The 17,079-nt window shown below is 69.8% G+C and carries 17 protein-coding genes; 13 read left to right on the top strand and 4 right to left on the bottom strand.

Annotation, left to right across the window (positions count from 1 at the left end; translation table 11 throughout):
• Positions 1 to 67: 67 nt before the first annotated feature.
• The 4 genes from J5226_RS02755 (at position 68) to J5226_RS02740 (ending at position 5,216) form a co-directional block, all read left to right on the top strand.
• A complete protein-coding gene (locus tag J5226_RS02755) occupies positions 68 to 1,345 on the top strand; it encodes an acetyl-CoA C-acetyltransferase (protein WP_215838337.1) in 1,278 nt (425 codons plus the stop codon).
• Positions 1,346 to 1,627: 282 nt separating this feature from the next.
• Positions 1,628 to 2,356: a hypothetical protein gene (locus J5226_RS02750; RefSeq protein WP_215838336.1), complete on the top strand. Its 729-nt coding sequence runs from the start codon at positions 1,628 to 1,630 to the stop codon at positions 2,354 to 2,356.
• Positions 2,357 to 2,733: 377 nt separating this feature from the next.
• A complete protein-coding gene (locus J5226_RS02745; RefSeq protein ID WP_215838335.1) occupies positions 2,734 to 4,320 on the top strand; it encodes a CocE/NonD family hydrolase in 1,587 nt (528 codons plus the stop codon).
• Between the two features lie 335 nt (positions 4,321 to 4,655).
• Positions 4,656 to 5,216 (top strand): hypothetical protein, encoded by a 561-nt coding sequence (locus J5226_RS02740; RefSeq protein ID WP_215838334.1) that lies wholly within the window; start codon positions 4,656 to 4,658, stop codon positions 5,214 to 5,216.
• A 64-nt stretch (positions 5,217 to 5,280) separates the two neighbouring features.
• Here J5226_RS02740 and J5226_RS02735 read toward each other — a convergent pair whose 3' ends face one another.
• From J5226_RS02735 to J5226_RS02725, 3 genes are all read right to left on the bottom strand, one after another.
• A complete protein-coding gene (locus tag J5226_RS02735) occupies positions 5,281 to 6,531 on the bottom strand; it encodes a heme biosynthesis HemY N-terminal domain-containing protein (protein WP_215838333.1) in 1,251 nt (416 codons plus the stop codon).
• A gap of 42 nt (positions 6,532 to 6,573) precedes the next feature.
• Complete coding sequence (locus J5226_RS02730; protein WP_215838332.1) at positions 6,574 to 7,566, bottom strand: uroporphyrinogen-III C-methyltransferase; 993 nt, start codon at positions 7,564 to 7,566, stop codon at positions 6,574 to 6,576.
• Positions 7,567 to 7,980: 414 nt separating this feature from the next.
• On the bottom strand, positions 7,981 to 8,787 hold the full coding sequence (locus tag J5226_RS02725; protein ID WP_215838331.1) for a uroporphyrinogen-III synthase: 807 nt from the start codon (positions 8,785 to 8,787) through the stop codon (positions 7,981 to 7,983).
• A gap of 215 nt (positions 8,788 to 9,002) precedes the next feature.
• Here J5226_RS02725 and J5226_RS02720 point away from each other — a divergent pair, with 215 nt between their 5' ends.
• The 7 genes from J5226_RS02720 to J5226_RS02690 all read left to right on the top strand — a co-directional run bounded on the left by J5226_RS02720 (position 9,003) and on the right by J5226_RS02690 (position 14,010).
• Positions 9,003 to 9,461, top strand: coding sequence for a YiiD C-terminal domain-containing protein (locus J5226_RS02720; protein ID WP_215838330.1), 459 nt, complete (start codon positions 9,003 to 9,005; stop codon positions 9,459 to 9,461).
• Between the two features lie 59 nt (positions 9,462 to 9,520).
• Positions 9,521 to 9,943: a hypothetical protein gene (locus J5226_RS02715; RefSeq protein ID WP_255322973.1), complete on the top strand. Its 423-nt coding sequence runs from the start codon at positions 9,521 to 9,523 to the stop codon at positions 9,941 to 9,943.
• Positions 9,944 to 10,135: 192 nt separating this feature from the next.
• Positions 10,136 to 10,573 (top strand): rhodanese-like domain-containing protein, encoded by a 438-nt coding sequence (locus J5226_RS02710; protein ID WP_215838329.1) that lies wholly within the window; start codon positions 10,136 to 10,138, stop codon positions 10,571 to 10,573.
• A 325-nt stretch (positions 10,574 to 10,898) separates the two neighbouring features.
• Entirely contained in the window at positions 10,899 to 11,411 is a 513-nt protein-coding gene (gene secB, locus J5226_RS02705; protein WP_215838328.1) for a protein-export chaperone SecB, read from the top strand.
• A 29-nt stretch (positions 11,412 to 11,440) separates the two neighbouring features.
• Positions 11,441 to 12,478 carry an NAD(P)H-dependent glycerol-3-phosphate dehydrogenase gene (locus J5226_RS02700; RefSeq protein ID WP_215838327.1) on the top strand — a complete coding sequence of 346 codons (1,038 nt, stop codon included), beginning with the start codon at positions 11,441 to 11,443 and terminating at the stop codon, positions 12,476 to 12,478.
• A 290-nt stretch (positions 12,479 to 12,768) separates the two neighbouring features.
• Positions 12,769 to 13,077, top strand: coding sequence for a hypothetical protein (locus J5226_RS02695; protein ID WP_215838326.1), 309 nt, complete (start codon positions 12,769 to 12,771; stop codon positions 13,075 to 13,077).
• A 45-nt stretch (positions 13,078 to 13,122) separates the two neighbouring features.
• Positions 13,123 to 14,010: a hypothetical protein gene (locus J5226_RS02690; protein ID WP_215838325.1), complete on the top strand. Its 888-nt coding sequence runs from the start codon at positions 13,123 to 13,125 to the stop codon at positions 14,008 to 14,010.
• 229 nt (positions 14,011 to 14,239) lie between these two features.
• Here J5226_RS02690 and J5226_RS02685 read toward each other — a convergent pair whose 3' ends face one another.
• The gene (locus tag J5226_RS02685; RefSeq protein WP_215838324.1) at positions 14,240 to 14,890 is read right to left on the bottom strand and encodes a diffusible signal factor-reguated Ax21 faimly protein; all 651 of its coding nucleotides are present in this window, start codon (positions 14,888 to 14,890) and stop codon (positions 14,240 to 14,242) included.
• A 351-nt stretch (positions 14,891 to 15,241) separates the two neighbouring features.
• Here J5226_RS02685 and J5226_RS02680 point away from each other — a divergent pair, with 351 nt between their 5' ends.
• Together J5226_RS02680 and J5226_RS02675 are read left to right on the top strand one after the other, a co-directional pair.
• Positions 15,242 to 16,006 carry a 2OG-Fe(II) oxygenase gene (locus J5226_RS02680; RefSeq protein ID WP_215838323.1) on the top strand — a complete coding sequence of 255 codons (765 nt, stop codon included), beginning with the start codon at positions 15,242 to 15,244 and terminating at the stop codon, positions 16,004 to 16,006.
• A 200-nt stretch (positions 16,007 to 16,206) separates the two neighbouring features.
• Positions 16,207 to 16,992 carry a peptidoglycan-binding domain-containing protein gene (locus tag J5226_RS02675; protein ID WP_215838322.1) on the top strand — a complete coding sequence of 262 codons (786 nt, stop codon included), beginning with the start codon at positions 16,207 to 16,209 and terminating at the stop codon, positions 16,990 to 16,992.
• Positions 16,993 to 17,079 lie beyond the last annotated feature (87 nt).

Below are 17,079 nucleotides of genomic sequence, written 5' to 3'. Positions count from 1 at the left end.
TGCCCAGTGGGCCCGCGTCAAAAACCGCACGAATTTCCCCGAAACCCGGTCTTCAGAGGTGCTGCCGATGCGTCAAAACCGTCCCGTCGCCGTGCTCGGCGGCGTGCGAATCCCGTTCTGCCGGCAGAACACCGCCTATGCGGACGTCGGCAACCTGGGCATGTCGGTGCGCACGCTGGGCGCGTTGGTCGAGAAGTTCGGCCTGCACGGCCAGCAGCTCGGCGAAGTGGCGATGGGCGCGGTGATCAAGCACAGCAGCGACTGGAACCTCGGCCGCGAGGCCGCGCTGTCCTCGGGCCTGTCGCCGCTGACCCCGGGCATCACCTTGCAGCGCGCCTGCGGCACCTCGCTGGATTCGATCATCACCATCGCCAACAAGATCGCCACCGGGCAGATCGAGGCCGGCATCGGCGGCGGTTCGGACACCACCTCCGACGTGCCGATCGTCTACGGCAAGAGCCTGCGCCGGCGTTTGTTGCAGGCCGCGCGGGCCAAGACCACCAAGGACAAGATCGCCGCGTTCAAGGGCTTCCACCTGCGCGAGCTCAAGCCCGAGTTCCCCGGCGTGGCCGAGCCGCGCACCGGCAAGAGCATGGGCGATCACTGCGAGGACATGGCCAAGCAGTGGAACATCTCGCGCGATTCGCAGGACGAGTGGGCGCTGTCCTCGCACCAGAAGCTCGCCGCCGCCTACGAGCGCGGCTTCTTCGACGATCTGGTGGTGAGCTTCCGCGGCGTGGCGCGCGACAACATCCTGCGCGCGGATTCCTCGCTGGAAAAACTGGCGACGCTGAAGCCGGCGTTCGACAAGACCTCCGGCCGCGGCACCCTCACCGCCGCCAACTCGACTCCGCTGACCGACGGCGCCGCCGCGTGCTTGCTGGCTTCGGAAGAGTGGGCGCAGGCGCATAACCAGGAAGTGCTGTGCTATCTGCGCGACGCGCAGGTGGCGGCGGTCGACTTCGTCCACGGCGAGGGCCTGCTGATGGCGCCGACCGTGGCGGTGCCGGAGATGCTCAAGCGCAACGGCCTGAGCTTGCAGGATTTCGACATCTACGAAATCCACGAAGCCTTCGCCGCGCAGGTGCTGTGCACGCTGCGCGCGTGGGAGAGCGAGGACTACTGCAAGAACCGCCTCGGCCTGGACGCGCCGCTGGGCAAGATCGATCCGGCCAAGATCAATCCGAACGGCTCGTCGCTGGCCGCCGGCCATCCCTTCGCCGCGACCGGCGCGCGCATCGTCGCCACCGCCGCCAAGGAGCTCAAGCAGCGCGGCGGCGGGCGGTGCCTGATTTCGATCTGCACCGCCGGCGGCATGGGCGTGGTGGCGATTCTGGAGCGCTGAGCGGCGGCGGCCGCTCGGCCGCGGACGCATGCGAACCACCGGGGCTGAAGCACTCCACGATGCGTGGGAGCGCTTCGGCCCCGATTCGTTTGCGCCGGTCGGAACGACGGGTCGCGGCCGCCGATCCGGACGCCTGCGATCCGCATCGAGGCCGCCGCGTTCCGCTCGCGGGCTCCAGGCCGACGTTTTGTTTCAGCTGGAACCATTCGCCATCGCCGCGCGCGGCGGCCGCCCCGCGCGGTTTGATGCACAATGCGCGCTCCGTCACGACAAGGATTTGTCATGCGCCGCCACGCCGCTGTCTGGTTCGTCCTGGGCTTGTTGCCCCTGTCCGCCCCAGCGATGACCTTCATGGACGAGCAGATCGTCTGCCCCATCGACGGCAAGCCGTTCTCGGCCCGCCTCGCCGCTTCGGGCACCTCGTTCGGCCGCTACTTCGACGGCCAGGAATACGGCCCCATCGCCTCGCCCTGGCCGCTGCCGGTGTGTCCGGGCAACGGCTTCGTCGTCGACGAAAAACGCAGCTACAGCGAGCCCGAACTGGCGCGGCTGCGCGCCTTCGTCGACACGCCCGAGTACCGCGGCTGGGCGGCCAAGGACACGCCGTACTACCGCCTCGCCAAGCAGCGCGCGTTCTTCGGCGACTCCGAGGACAAGCTCGCGCAGCTGCTGCTGGTCGCGACCTGGGAAGCCGGCGCGCAGCGGTATCCGCGCTATGCCGAGGAAGCCTTGGCCGCGTGGCGCAAGCGCGCCGCGCGCGAAGGCGGCGGCGAAGCCGGCCATGAGGCGCGCTTGTTGATCGGCGAATTGCAGCGCCGGCTCGGCCGCTTCGACGAGGCGCGCGCGACCTTCGAGGCCTTGCGCGCCGACCGCGGCTTTCCGGGCGCGAAGCTCGACGCCAAGGACGCCGAGTACCTGCGCAAGATCGTCGCGGCGCAGTTGCAGCTGATCCGCGACCGCAGCGTGGCGCATGCGCGCCTGGACGAGAACGGCGAGATCGTGGATTTCTGAGCGTTCGCCGCGGGCGCCGAGCCCGTGGCCACGGCGCGCTCCGGATCGTCGGGCCTGAAACCGCTCTCTGCCGGGAGGGGCTTTCGGGCCCGATGCTTTTCGGCCCGCCGCGATGAAGGCGCGACGCGGCTGGGCCGGCGGCGCCAGGGCCGAGCCGCCTGCCTCCCCGAAGCCGCCGGACGGCCTGCCTCCCCGGCACCGAATAAGCCGCCTAACCGCACCTTTTCCATTCCGTGACCCGCGTCGTCGCGGTTCACGCCGTTGCGCCGAAGTCGCGGTTGTTGTGCATCCATTCGCGATGGTACGGTCGCTGAGCGTTAAACCATACGCAAACGTATCTAACCGTGCGGGACCGGTCCTTGGGAGGGGACGAGCTCATGCGCAGGATCCATTCGTGGTGGCTGTCGTTGTTGTTGCTGTTGCTCAGCGTCCTGGCCCCGGCGGCGTACGCCGGCGGCTTCAGCGGCCAATACCAGCGCATCGCCGGCTGGGACGGGGCGGAGATGGGCGCCTTCGTGATGGTGCCCAAGGACCAGGGCCCGGGCCCGTTCCCGCTGCTGGTGATGCCGGCCAGCTGGGGCGTGCCGAACCTGGAGTACGTCGGCCGCGCCGGCCAACTGGCGGCCAAGGGCTACGTGGTGGTGAGCTACACCTCGCGCGGGTTCTGGGATTCGGCCGGGCAGATCGACATCGCCGGGCCGGGCACGGTCGAGGACGTCAGCTCGGTGATCGATTGGGCGCTGGCCAACACCCCGGCCGACCCGAACCGGATCGGCGCCAGCGGCATTTCCTACGGCGCCGGCATCAGCCTGCTCGCCGCCGAGCGCGATCCGCGCATCAAGGCGGTGGCCGCGTTGAGCGGCTGGGCGGATCTGGAGGCGTCGCTCTACGCCAACCGCACCGTGAGCCAGCAGGGCGCGGCGCTGTTGGTGGTGGCGGGCGCCTTGACCGGCCGTCCGGGTCCGGAACTGGCCGAAGCCACCGCGCGCATCGCGTTCGGCGATTTCGACGGTGCCGTCGCCGGCTTGCTGCCGATCGTGCCGCAGCGCAGCGCGATGACCGAGGTCGCCGCGCTCAACCGCAACCGCACCGCGGTGCTGTTGGCCAACGCCTTCAACGACAGCCTGTTCCCGCCCGGCCAATTCGTGGATTTCTACAACGCGCTGAGCGGGCCGAAGCAGTTGCTGTTCGCCCACGGCGACCACGCCACGATCGAAGCGCCCGGCGCGCTGGGCTTGCCGAGCGAAACCTACACCGCGGTCGAGCGCTGGTTCGACCATCACCTCAAGGGCATCGACAATGGCGTGCCGCGCGAACCGGCGGTGCGGCTGAAGTCGCAGGACGGCGATTGGCGCGGCTACGCCGATTGGGCCGCGGTGCAGCGCGGCGCGACCGTGTTCGCGCTGAGCAAGCCCAGCGGCCTGATCGCGCCGACCGGCGAGCTGCGCGACGCGCCGAGCGTGGGCTGGAGCCATTCGATCCTGACCGGCCTGCCGACCGTGGCCGATTCGGGCGTGGCGATGGTCAGCGGCTTCCTGCAGTCGCTGCAGGTCGCGCCGACCGCGTCGATCCCGCTGGTGGCGCGCGCCGGCGCCGGCGTGTGGCAGTCGCCGGTGTACTGGAGCGGCGCCCAGCTCAGCGGCATGCCGCAGCTGCGCATCACGGTGACGCCGAGCCAGAGCGAGGTGAGCTTGTTCGCCTATCTCTACAGCGTCGACCTGCTCGGCACCGGCCAGTTGCTCAGCCATAAGCCGGTGTCGCTGCGCGGCGCGCGGCCGGGCGTGGCCCAGACCCTGGACCTGCGCTTGGAGGCGACCAGTTGGGACATCGCGCCGGGCCGCCGCCTGGTGCTGGTGATCGACACAACCGATCCGCGCTACGCCGGCGCGAGCCGCTTGGGCGGCACGGTGAGCTTCAGTTCGCCGGCCTCGGCGCCGGCGACCTTGACCGTGCCTTTGCGCTGAGTCCGGCTCGCGGCGATGCGGAAACGGCGCCGCGAGGCGCCGTTTTCGTTTTCGCCACCGGCGAGCGCGGCGGCGCCTTATCGGCGCGACGCGATCACGATCCGCCGCATTCGTGCCGCGATATCGGGCGCCGTGCCGATGAAGAGAAGATCGACCCAGACCGACGGACATCGCGTCGGTTGCGCATCGACGCGGCGGCGATACGATGGCCGCTGCAATCGCCGCGGCCCGCGCGCGCCGCGCACGCGGGCCGCCGCCGCGAGCGCGAGCGCAAGCGCGCGGACGCCGCGCCGGGCAGGGGGCCCGGGACCGGACGCGCGGCCACCGGGGGCAGGATGCAAACCTTCAATCCGTACGAAGCGCCGCAAAGCGCGTTCGCCGACACGTCCACCGAATCCGACGACCGCCACGGCCCGTGGCGCGACGGCGCGGATTTGATCGCCTTGCGCGATTCGCACCTGCCGGGCCGCTGCGTCAAATGCAACGCGCCGGGCAAGACGCGGCTGAAGAAAATCTATTACTGGCACAGCGCGTGGTGGCTGCTGCTGATCCTGTTCAATCTGCTGGTCTACGCGCTCGCCGCGATGATCGTGCGCAAGAAATGCCGCTTGGAAGCCAGCCTGTGCGAGCGCCACGCCCGCCACCGCTCGCGCCTGATCGCGGCCGCGCTCGCCTGCCTGGGCGGGTTCGCGCTGGCGCTGGGACTCGGCATCGCCAACGACTCGGGGCCGTTGCTCCTGGCCGCGGGGCTGATGATGCTGGTGGGGATCGTCGTCGGCGTGATCGCCGGACGCACGCTGTACCCCAAGCGCATCACCGAACGCTATGCGCGCTTCGGCGGCGGCGGGCGCGAGTTCCTCGCCACCTTGCCGGCGTTCCGCGAACCGGGGATTTGAGCGCGGCGGAAAACCCGAACGGCCGCGTCGCCGCGGCCGTTCGCCGATGGCGATGCGGGCGCGCTCAGCCGCGCAGGCGCGGCATGCCGAATTCGTCGCGTTCCTCGACCACCGCCTCGTCGAACAGCTTCTGGCGCAGATCGCGGCCGGGCAGTTCGCTCGGCGCTTCGCCGCGCGCGGCGCGCAGCGCGTTGAGGTAGCTCAGGCGCGCGCGGCTTTCGTCGCCGGCCTGGGCGAAGCCGTGGCCGAGTTCTTCCCAGGCTTCGCTGCCGGCGCCCTGGGCCAGCGCGCGGTGCAGGTAGGTCTCGGCCTGCGGCCATTGGCCTTGCGCGCGCGCGAGCCGGGCCAGACTCAACAGCAAACCGGGGCTGCCCGGATGGCCGGCCAGCCAGCGTTCGGCCTGGGCGCGGCGCGCGTCGAGGCGGCCGATCGGCAGGCGTCCGTACAGCGCCGCCAGCGATTCGTCCCAGCGCGCGTCCAGCGCCTGCTCCAGGCTCTTGGCGGCGGCTTCTTCCCAACGCATTTCGGCGGCGCGGCCGGCGTAGGCGGCGACCGCGGCCGGCTCGTTCTTGAGCGGCTTGGGCAGGCTTTCCCACAGGTCGGCCAGCACGTTGGCGTCGGCGGCTTCGCGCAGCGCGGCCTCGGCCCACTGCGCTTCCAACTGGCTCAAGCGCGCGGCCGGCCAGGCGTTGCTCTGGCGCAGCGCGCCGAGCAAACCGTAGGCCTCGCCGGCGCGGCCGAGCGCGGCCAGCGCCTGCGCGCGCAAGGCCAGCCCGCGCGGCGGCAGCGGTTGCGCGGCGGTCGCGTCGAGCGCGGCCAGCGCCTCGTCGGCGCGGCCGTCGGCGAGCGCGTGTTCGGCGACGGTCAGCGCGCGCGCGGCCGGGTGGTCGGCGGCGATGGCGTCGAGGTGTTGCGCCTGCGCCGCAGCGTCGCCGCGCGCGGCTGCGGCGCGTGCGGCGCCGATGCCGGCGATCGCCGCCACATCGCGGCCGCGCGCCGCCTGCGCCAGCGATTTCTCGGCGCGGGCCCAATGGCCCTGATGCAAGGCGTCGAGGCCGTCGATCAAGCGCGCCCGCGCCTGCTTCTTGCGGTGCCGGCGCATCGCCACGAACGGCAGGCTCAGCGCTTTCCACACCAGCCACAGCGCGATCAGCCCGCCGACCAGCATCAGCAGCGCCTTGGGCACGTTGGTGAGGTAGTCGTAGCCGCCGTAGGTGACGACCACGCGGCCGGGGTCCTGCAGCAGCAGTTGCGCGACCAAGGCGCCGACCAAGGCCAACACGATCCAAAACAGCAGATTGCGGAACAGATTCATCGCGGCGCCTCCTTCCTCAGAGCCGAATCGTGCGGGCGGCCGTCAATGGGCCGTGCGCAGCTGACGCAGCTGCTGCAGTGTGGTGCCGAGGGTGGGAACCGTCAGTGAAAGCGGCATCGCCGCCAGTTCGCGCAGGCTCGCCAGTTGTTTTTCCTGCGCCGGCGACGGCGGCGACAAACGTTGCACCCAACGTTCGGCGCGCTTGAGCGCGATCTTGTAGCCGGCCGCGTCGCGGCGTTCGGCGGCCGCGCGCGCCAGCGAGATTTCCAGTTGCAGCGCGGCCAGCGCGGCGGCGCGGTCGGCCGGATGCGAGGCGACGGTGCGGTCGACCGGCTGGGTGTCGATCAGGGTGCCGAACGCGCGCCGCCACCACGGCGCCGGCTCGGCGGCGGCGGGCTTGGCGGTGTCTTCGGGCAGGGTCAGCGTCTGCGCCAGCGCGTCGAGCTTGGCCATCGCTTGCATGCGCGGTTCGATGCCCAGCTCCTTGAGCGCGGCGGTTTCCTGCAGCAGGGTCTGGCGCAGGCTGAGGTAGGCCGGGTCGTCGATGCCGTCGAGCACGCCGCCGGCCAGGATGTAGGCGCGGCGCGCGCCTTCCAGGTCGCCGGCGATCAGCAGGCGCTGCTGGCCCAGGGTCAGCAGCAGCTCGGTCTCGTCCAGGCGCATGGCCTGGGCGCCGTGGCGGTTGGGATCGGCGAGCTTGGAGACGCTGTCTTCGATCAGCGCCGCGCGCTGGCCGATGCCGTGCAGTTCGTCGCGCAGCACCCGGTTGGTGCTGTCGGCCTGGACGATGCGGCGGTTCTGCGCGTCCTGGTTGGTGCGCAGGGTGTCCAGGCGTTGCTCCAGCGCGTCCAGGCGTTGCGCGTCGTCGGCCGCGGCTTCTTGCTCGAGCGCTTCGCGCTGCTGCCACTGGCGCCAACCGAACCAGCCGCCGGCGGCGATCAAGACCAACAGCGCCAGCCACAGCCAGACGGAGGAACCGCGGCGCGGCGCGGCGGAGGAAGGGGGCGTGGGCACGGAATCGAAGGGGGCGCTCATGACCCGGCCATGCTACCGGATGAACGGATCAAGACAGCCTTGACGCCATCGCGTTTCGCCGCGGCCGGGCGGTTTGCGGGGGCGGGCGGCGCGGCGTTGCGCGGGTGGGCGACGGGGTGGGGCGATCCGATTCGGGCGGCGTTCGCGAGGGGCGGCGCGGCCGCGTTCTTGCGGGGCTCGTTCGAGCGCGTCGGATCGAGCGCGTTCGATCGGGCTCGCCGTGTCGCGCGGGTCGGATGGGGGCTCGCGGCTGGGTCGGAACCGGTTCGCCCGATCGGGCGGATCCGGAATCAGACCGGTCCGAAGTCAGACGGATCCAAAGCCGGACGGATCCAAAGCCGGACGGATCCAAAACCGGATGGATCCAAAACCAGACCGGTCCAAAACCAGACCGATCCGAACGACCCGGGCGCTTCACCCCGACGCCGCCTCGCTCAACGGCGCCAACAACTCGCGCGCCCCCGGCCCGGCGGCGACGCCGACATCGGCGAACCCGGCCTCGCGCGCGAGTTGCGCCAAGCGCTCGCTGGCCGCGCTGACCCGCGCTTGCCGCAGCCGCGCCGCCGCCTGCGCCGGCAACTCGTCGAGCACGCGCTGCAAGGCTTCGCCGCTGGACAGCGCCAACAGCAGCGGCGCGCGCGCATCGCTCAGCCGCGCGATCATGAATCGGGACAGCGGCGCCGGTTCGCGCCGATAGATGTCGGCGCGAATCACCTGCGCGCCGCGCGCGGACAAGCTCGGCGCGATCACGCCGCGGCCGCCCGGCGCGGTCAGCAAGCCGACCGATTCGCCGGCCGCGAAACTTTGCAGACCGGGCAACGCGAGCAAGCCTTCGCTGTCCATGCGTTCGGGCCATCGAACCTCGGCGATGCCGAAGTCGCTCAACGCCTGCGCGGTGCCGGCGCCGACCGCGAACCACGTCTGTCCCGCGCGTTGCGGCGGCCGCGGCAACGACGGCGACGCCGCGCGCGCATCGGCCGCGCACAGATCGCGCAGCGCGCGCACCGCGTTCGGACTGGTGACGACGATGCGCGTCGCCCGCAACGCCTCGGCCAAGGCCATACGCGTCGCAATGGTGTTGTCGCTGCGGATCGACCACGGCGACAGCTCGATCAATTCGCTGGCGTATTGCGCTGCGATACAGCGTAGCGCCTCGTGTTCGTCACTAGGACGTAACGAGATCACGTACCATCGCGGCGGTGTCGGCGACTCGCGGCTCATGCGCGCAGCTTCGCATACCGCAGCGCACGGCGGCAGCGGCCGCAGGTCGCGGCGCCGGCCTCGCCGCTTCGCGTCGCGCAGATTCCAAGCCGGCTCGTTTCATGAGCGGTTCGTAGTTTTGTGGTTTGTTCCGGGTTTGCCGTTTCGTTTCGATCCGCCGCCGTACCCACGCGTTCCGCACGCCTCCTTTCCCCCACGCACCGCGCTTTCCGCTGATGACTTTCGACGCCGCTCTGCAACGCCTGCACACTCACTACCAGTCCATGCCGCCGGTCGCGGCGATGAACGTCGGCATCGCCGGCTACGACGGCAAGCGCCTGCGCTTGCGCGCGCCGCTGACCCACCACGTCAACGACAAGGGCTGCGCGTTCGGCGGCAGCCTCGCCTCGGTGATGACCCTGGCCTCGTGGGGGCTGGTCTCGCTGGGGCTGGAAATCGCCGAACTGCGCGCGGAGGTGTTCGTCGCCGACAGCCAGATCCGCTACCTGGCGCCGCTGTTCGGCGACCTGGAAGTGCAGGCCGAACTGGCCGCCGACGCCGACTGGAGCGTGTTCGTGCAGACCCTGCGCGCCCGCGGCCGCGCCCGCACCGGCCTGATCGCGCGCGCGCTGCTGCCCGAGGGCGGGGTCGCGACCGAGTTCACCGCGCGCTACGTGGCCATCGTCAAAGCCTGACGCGGCGCGGGCGGGGCGGTTAGGATGCACGCCAAACCGCCCCCGAGCCGGAGCCCGCGATGCGCCTGTTGAAGTACCTGCTGCTGTCCTGCCTGTTCGCGTTCGTCCTGGCCGGTTGCCAGACCACCGGCACCCAGAACAACCGCCTGTCGGAGTTGCAATACGCCTATTCCGCGGCGATCCGCTGGGGCGATTTCGAGGGCGCCGCCAACCTGATCAAGCCCGAGCTGCGCAAGAAGCTGGCGCCCACGCCGATGCAGATGGAGCGCTACAAGCAGATCCAGGTGTCCGGCTACAACGACGTCGGCAGCGAGGTCAGCAAGGCCAAGGGCTCGGCGGTGCGCATCGTCAACATCAACGTGATCAACCGCCACACCATGGCCGAGCGCAGCGTGCGCTACCTCGAGGCCTGGGAGTGGGATCCGGTCGCCAAGACCTGGTGGGTGATCGGCGGCCTGCCGGATTTCTGGCAAGGCGAGTGAAGCAGGGAGATAGCGGATAGGAGTTAGGAGTTAGGAGATAGCGAAAGCGGCCTTCCGCTACCTCCTAACTCCTATCCGCTATCTCCTAGTCCGCAGCTGCGTCGACCCCTTTTTTGCGCCCAAGCCCCGCCTGGGCGACAATCGCGGCCCCGCGAGGGCCGTGCCGGCCCCGCCCGTGCATGAGCTGACTCCGTGAGTTTCGACGAATTGCTGGCGTTCGCCGGCCGCCACCTGTACCTGTCGCTGGGCCTGGTCGGCTTGACCGTGGCGCTGATCTACACCGAAACCGCGCGCCTGTTCCGCGGCTACAAGGCGCTGCGCCCGGCCGAGCTGACCCAGCTCATCAACCGCGACAACGCCCTGGTCATCGACCTGTCGGCGATCGGCGAATACGAAAAGGGCCACATCCCGGGCAGTCGCTCGGTCCAGCCCAGCCAGTTCGACCCGGAAAGCAAGCTGCTGGCCGGCGCCAAGCAACTGCCGGTGGTCGCGGTGTGCCGCAACGGTCAGGCCTCGGCCGACGCCGCCAAGCGCCTGAAGAAGGCCGGTTTCGAGCAGGTCTATTGGCTCGACGGCGGCATCGCCGCGTGGCAGCAGGCCGAACTGCCGCTGGTCAAGGGCCGCAACTGAGCCCGTCGCCGGAGCGCGGGCGCGCCGTCGCCCGCGTCTGAACCGGCGTCCCGCCGCGCGCTGTCGCGCCGCCGCCATGCGCGCCGGCTAGGCTGCGGTCTCGCCGCCGGCGACCGCGGCCGGGCAATGTGTGAGGCGCGCCGGGATTCCGGCGCGGCGAACCGTTCGCCCGCCGCCTCGGGGCTTGATCGCGCCGCAATCGCCTCAATCCACTGTGTTCCGCGGCCGAACCCGCGTCGACGCGCCGGGCCGTTTGGTCCAGGCGCGGACGAGCGGGCATAATCGGCCTCTTTTCCGAATTTCATCTCGTTGGGGGAGTACCACGATGTCCGAAGAAAACGTCAACGGCGCTGTCGCGTCGGCCGAAGCCGCAACCGGTCCCGCGTTCACCGTCGAAAAGATCTACGTCAAGGACGTCTCCTTCGAGGTCCCCGGCGCGCCGGCCGTGTTCGCCGAAACCCAGCAGCCGCAGCTGCAGCTGAACCTGTCGCAGAACGTCCAGCGCGTCGGCGACAACGCCTTCGAGGTCGTGCTCGGCGTGACCCTGACCTGCACCGCCGGCGACAAGCCGATGTACCTGGCCGAAGTGAAGCAGGCCGGCGTGTTCGGCCTGATCGGCTTCGACGGCCAGACCCTGGACGCGATGCTCGGCACCCACTGCCCGAACGTGCTCTACCCCTACGCGCGCCAGCTCATCAGCGACCTGATCCAGGCCGGCGGCTTCCCGCCGTTCTTCCTGCAGCCGATCAACTTCGACGCGCTCTACGCCGAAGGCCTGCGTCAGCGCGCCGGCCAGGGCGAGAGCCTCGCCGACGCGGAAACCGCCGGCAACGCCTGATTCCGGGCACACCGGACCGCCGCGCGCGCATGACTTCGCAGACCACGACTTCCAAGCCGCGCGTGGCGGTGCTCGGTGCCGGTTCCTGGGGCACCGCGCTGGCCGCGCTGATCGCACGGCACGGTCATCCGACCGTGCTGTGGGGCCGTAACGGCGACATCGCCGCGGCCATCGACACCCGCCACGAAAATCCGCGCTACCTGCCGGGCATCGCCCTGCCGGACGCGCTGCGCGCCACCACCGACCTGCCGGCCGCGCTCGCCGAGGCCGATCTGGTCCTGGTGGTGACGCCCTCGCACGCCTTCGCCGAAACCCTGCGCGAGCTCGCTCCGCACCGGCCCGCGCACGCCGGCGTGGCTTGGGCGACCAAGGGCTTCGAGCCCGGCAGCGGCCGCTTCCTGCACGAAGTCGCCGAAGAGGTGTTGGGCGCCGGCGTGCCGCTGGCGGTCGTCACCGGCCCCTCGTTCGCCAAGGAAGTCGCGCAGGGCCTGCCGACCGCGCTGACCGTGCACTCCGACGACGAGGCCTTCGCCCAGTCGGTGGCCGACGCGCTGCACGGCCCGGCGTTCCGCGCCTACACCGGCGACGACATGCTCGGCGCCGAACTCGGCGGCGCGATGAAGAACGTGCTCGCGGTGGCCACCGGCGTGGCCGACGGCATGCAGCTGGGCCTCAACGCCCGCGCCGGCCTGATCACCCGCGGCCTCAACGAAATGCTGCGCCTCAATCAGGCCATCGGCGGCCAGCCGGAGACCTTGATGGGCCTCGCCGGCCTCGGCGATCTGGTGCTGACCTGCACCGGCGACCTCTCGCGCAACCGCCGCCTGGGCCTGGCCCTGGGCCGCGGCCAGTCGATCGAGGACGCGGTGCGCGAAATCGGCCAAGTGGTGGAATCGGTGCAGACCGCCGACGAAGTCATGCGCCAGGCCGAACGCCACGGCATCGAACTGCCGATCTCCAGCGCCGTGCGCGAAGTGCTGCACGGCCGCATCACTCCGTCCGACGGCCTGCGCCAATTGCTCGCGCGCGAGCAGAAGCCCGAATACCCGACCGATCTGTTCGGTTGAGCCGCGGCGGCCGCCGTATCCGCCGCCGATTCAGATTGTCCGGCCCTGCGCATCGCGGCGACGCCTGCGACGCTTTTCCCGTTAATGCGTGCCGATTGTCAGGTTCCGCGCGGTTTTTTCGTTCACTCTATGCATCAGCCACCGCGCCGCGCGCGTCGCGGGGCGCCGCGCCGGCGCGCATGCGCTTCGCGCGCGGCCGTATCGCCGCATCGATGGAGCGTCCTATGTGGAAGAGATCGACGGCTCTGCTCGCGCTGTTCCCTTTCCTAGCCGCATGCACAGGAGTGAATATGAAGCCACGTTACGCCAAGTCGTCGGTCGAGCCGGTCGTCGTGCAGAAACTGCAGGGCGATGAGCTGAGCATCCGCTACAGCGTGTTCCCGGAAAGCTCGTACTACTCCGGCGGCATCAACTACGAGAAGGCCGGCGACACGCTGAAGGTCGTGATCGACCGCTGCGGCATCAGCGAGACCTGCGCGCCGATGGCCAAGAGCGTGATCCCGCTCGACGAAAAATGGCAGGCCGAAGTGCACGTGCCCTACCACGGCGAAAAAGTCGTGCTGGTCCACGCCGATCAGGAAGAGCAAATCTACCCGTAATCCGAGCGCAAGCCGTGCCGACACGATCGATGGAGCGAACGAGCCATGGGCGACCCCGCTAAGACCGTACTGGGAATACACACCAATGCCGGCCCCGGGCCGAACGGCGAGCCGGCCGGACTCACCGACGGCCACGCCTGGATTTCCGTGACCCGCAACGGGCACACCGAGGTGTACGGCCTGTGGCCGAACGGACACCCGCGCTTCGCCAACGAAAGTCCGCACCCGGAAAGCAATATCCGCCAGGGCATCGAAGTGGGGCGCGGCTTCGAGCCGACCGCCAGCCGCTACATCGAGCTCACGCCCGAGCAAGAGAAAAAACTCGATGCGGCCCTGAAGGAAAAAGTCACCTGGGGCTACACCAATACCTGCGCGTCCTGGGCCAGCGACGTCACCGAGAAGGTCACCGGCCAGCGCATCAGCGCCAGCGAGTTGCTCGGCGCCACCGGCACGCCGCGTCAGTTGTACGAAAGCATCAACGAACTGGAGAAGAAGCAGCCGACCGCGCCGGACAAGGGCGCGCCGCCGCTCAAGCCGGGCGAGCACGGCTCCAGTTCGCTGTCCGCCGCCGATCCGGCCGGCCCGCTCAAGGACGCGCAGGACAACGCCGTATTCAAGGCGATCCGCGACAAGGCGCCGGCCGGCGTGCCCGACGAAGCCGTCGCTTATGCGGTGCTCAAGGCCAATCAGGACGCGGGCGTGACCAAGCCCGGCGACGTCGGCGCGGTCGCGGTGCGCGACGACAAGCTGTTCGTCGCCGGCCAGACGCCGGGGTTCGTCGCCGCGGTGGACATGAAGCAGCCGATTCCCGCGCCGGCCGAGGTCGACGCGCAGCTGGCCGCGCACCGTCAGGCGCAGGCGCCGCAGCAGGCGCTCGCGCAGGAGCAGCAACAGCAGCAGACTTCGTCGCAGCCCTCGTTCTCCAGGGCGTGACCGCGCGCCGCGCACAGCGGCGCCGCGCAACGCGAAAAGCCCGGCCGAGGCCGGGCTTTTCGCGTTGCGCCGTCCGGCGGCGACGCGGCGCATCGGCGCTGGCGCAAGGCGCGCGCCGCGAATCGCGGACAAAAAAAGAGCCCGACCTTGCGGCCGGGCTCCATCGCGACTTTTCGGGGGAGAGAGAGAATTCGCGATTGTTGCCGGAGTTCTTCCGGACGCGCTTTTCTTAGAAGCTGAAGCGCGGACCGATGAAGAATTCCTTTTCGCCGCCGTCGAGGAACTTGGCGTCGGCGGTGATGCCCCAGTTCTTGTTGAACTTCACCTGGGTGCCCAGACGGGCGTAGAACTTGCTGTCGTACTTGTCGGCCAGATCGCCGTAGTTGCGGGTGTTGTCGAAGTCCTGGTAACCGGCGAAGGCGTAGCCCTCCCAGTTCGGCGCCAGCGAACCGCGCACGCCGGCTTCGACGAAGCCGCCCTTGAACTTGTCCGAACCGCCGATGACGTTGCCGAAGTCGTACTTGTTCTGCTCGTAGGCGATGCGGGTGACCAGGTCGACGCGGCTGCTCAGCTCGTGGTTGTAGCCCACGCCGACGTTCCAACGGTCGAGGTCGGTGCTGCGGATGCGCAGCGAGCTGCCGTTGCCGAGGTTGTAGGTGTGCGAATCGGTCTCCTGCTTGCTGTAGCTGCCGAAGACGTGGAAGTTCGGGTGGAACGCGTACGAACCGGCGATGGTCCAGCCATCGGAATCGGCGAACTTGTTCTTGGCGTCGATCTTGGCGTAGCCGGCTTCGACGTAGTTGTAGGAGACGCCTTCTGCGGCCGAAGCGGTAAACGGCAGCGCAGCGGCGAGGGTCAGGGCAAGCAATGCACGCTTCATAAAGGTCTCAGCCTCTTATTGGTCTTATTCCGTTTCCACGCGCCTCGGGGTAAGGCGTCCGTGTGGATCGGTGTGCGCAGTATCGTCATCGCGCTTCAATCGCGCCTGAATTTTTCTCAGTTTTTTATGGGAACTAAACGTTCTGTTTACGGTACTTGGAGATTCAGACATGTCTGAAGTCATGGTTTTCAAGGGGTTTTTGGCGTTTTTCGAGCGATAGTCTTGCTCGTGGCTGAACATCGCCGCGCACGATCGGCAAACCGCGACGGCGCAAGAATCGGATGGCGCGGCGATGCGCGCATCGCCAGCATGACGTTAGTCATCCATCCATGCCGCGGGACGCAACATTCCATGAAAGCCGATGCCGAAAACGCCGACGGGGCGACGCCCGACCGTACCGATGCGCGCGAACGCCTGCGCCGGCGCATCGCCGGCTACGACTGGGACGCGCTCGGCGCCGCGCTCGATGCGCAGGGTTGGGCGGTGCTGCCGAATCTGCTGAGCGCGCGCCAATGCGCCGCGTTGGCGGACGCTTACGGCGAAGACGAACGCTATCGCAGCCGCGTGGTGATGCAGCGCCACGGTTTCGGCCGCGGCGAGTACCGCTACTACCGCTATCCCTTGCCGCCGATGGTGCAGGCCTTGCGCGAAGGCTTGTATCCGCGCCTGGCGCCGGTGGCGGCGCGTTGGGGCGCGGCCTTGGGCGAGAGCGGCGAATACCCCGATTCGCTCGACGCGTTCCTCGCGCGCTGCCACGCCGCCGGCCAGCCGCGGCCGACGCCGCTGCTGTTGCGCTACGCCGAGGGCGATTACAACTGCCTGCATCAAGACGTCTACGGCGAACACGTGTTCCCGCTGCAGACCGCGATCTTGCTCTCGCAACCGGGCCGCGATTTCGAAGGCGGCGAATTCGTTCTGACCGAGCAGCGCCCGCGCATGCAGTCGCGCGCGCAGGTGGTGCCGCTGCGACAGGGCGATGCGGTGGCGTTCGCGGTGCGCCATCGGCCGCATCGCGGCGCGCGCGGGTTCTATCGGGTCCACTTGCGCCACGGCGTCAGCGCGCTGCGTGCGGGAACGCGGCATACCCTGGGCGTGATCTTCCACGACGCGCAGTGACGCGCGCGCACGCCGCACAACGCGCCGCGCCGCAAGCTCCGGCCAATCCGCTGTTGCATCCGCGCATCGCGGACCGCTGACCGCATCGGCGCGTTCGCGGCGTTGGCTCCTACGTCGCCGGCCCGAGACCGGCCCGCGACCGATGCGCGCCGCCCCCGCGGCCGCGATCCAAGGACGAACCGACGTCAGGGAGCTCCGTCATGCCATTGCAGGATCAGTCTTTCGTTCGCCGCGAACTCGACTTCCCCGGCGCCCTGCGCCAAGGCGCCAGCAGCGCGGCGGCGAAACGCGTGCAGGAGTGGCTGGGCTATCACGGCAACGGCACGCCGATCGACGGCAAGTTCGGGCCGGGCACCGACCGCGCGCTGCAAGGCTTCGCCGCGCGCAAGCGCATCGCCTACGCGGGCGAAGTCGGGCCGGCGCTGTGGGCGGCGTTGGTCGAACCGTTGGCGCGGATCGTCGCGGCGGGCGCGAAGGCGCCGGCCAACAAGCCGTATCCGCAACTGGTGCGCTGGTTCGCCGAGCAGCATCTGGCCGCGCATCCGATCGAACTGGGCGGCGCCAACCGCGGGCCGTGGGTGCGCTTCTACATGAAGGGCAGCGAGGGCGAGAGCATGCTGTGGTGCGCGGGCTTCGTCAGCACCGTGCTGCGGCAGGCGGCCGAACAAGCCGGGCGGGCGATGCCCATCGCCGGCAGCTTCGGCTGCGACGAATTGGCGGCGCAGGCCAAGGCGGCGGGCCGCTTCCTGCCGGGGCGCGCAGTCGCTGGCGCCAGCCCGGGGTTCGGCGCGCTCGGCGCCTGCGGCGTGTTCCTGGTGCGCAAGAGCGCCAGCGACTGGATCCACACCGGCTTCGCTTTCGACGGCAACGCCGACAGTTTCCTCAGCATCGAGGGCAACACCGACCACAAAGGCTCGGCCAACGGCTTCGAGGTCGCGCAGCGCGCGCGCAAGACCTCGGCCTGCGATTTCATCCGCCTGGGCTGAGTCCGGCCGCGCGTATCGGCTCCGCCGCCGGCGGAGCCGTCTGCCTTCCGAACGATTCGCCTTCATGCCGTATTGACGGCCTCCGTT

Origin of the sequence: Lysobacter sp. K5869, assembly GCF_018847975.1 — a bacterium.
GTDB lineage: Bacteria > Pseudomonadota > Gammaproteobacteria > Xanthomonadales > Xanthomonadaceae > Lysobacter.
This window is presented reverse-complemented; position numbering and strand designations above follow the sequence as displayed.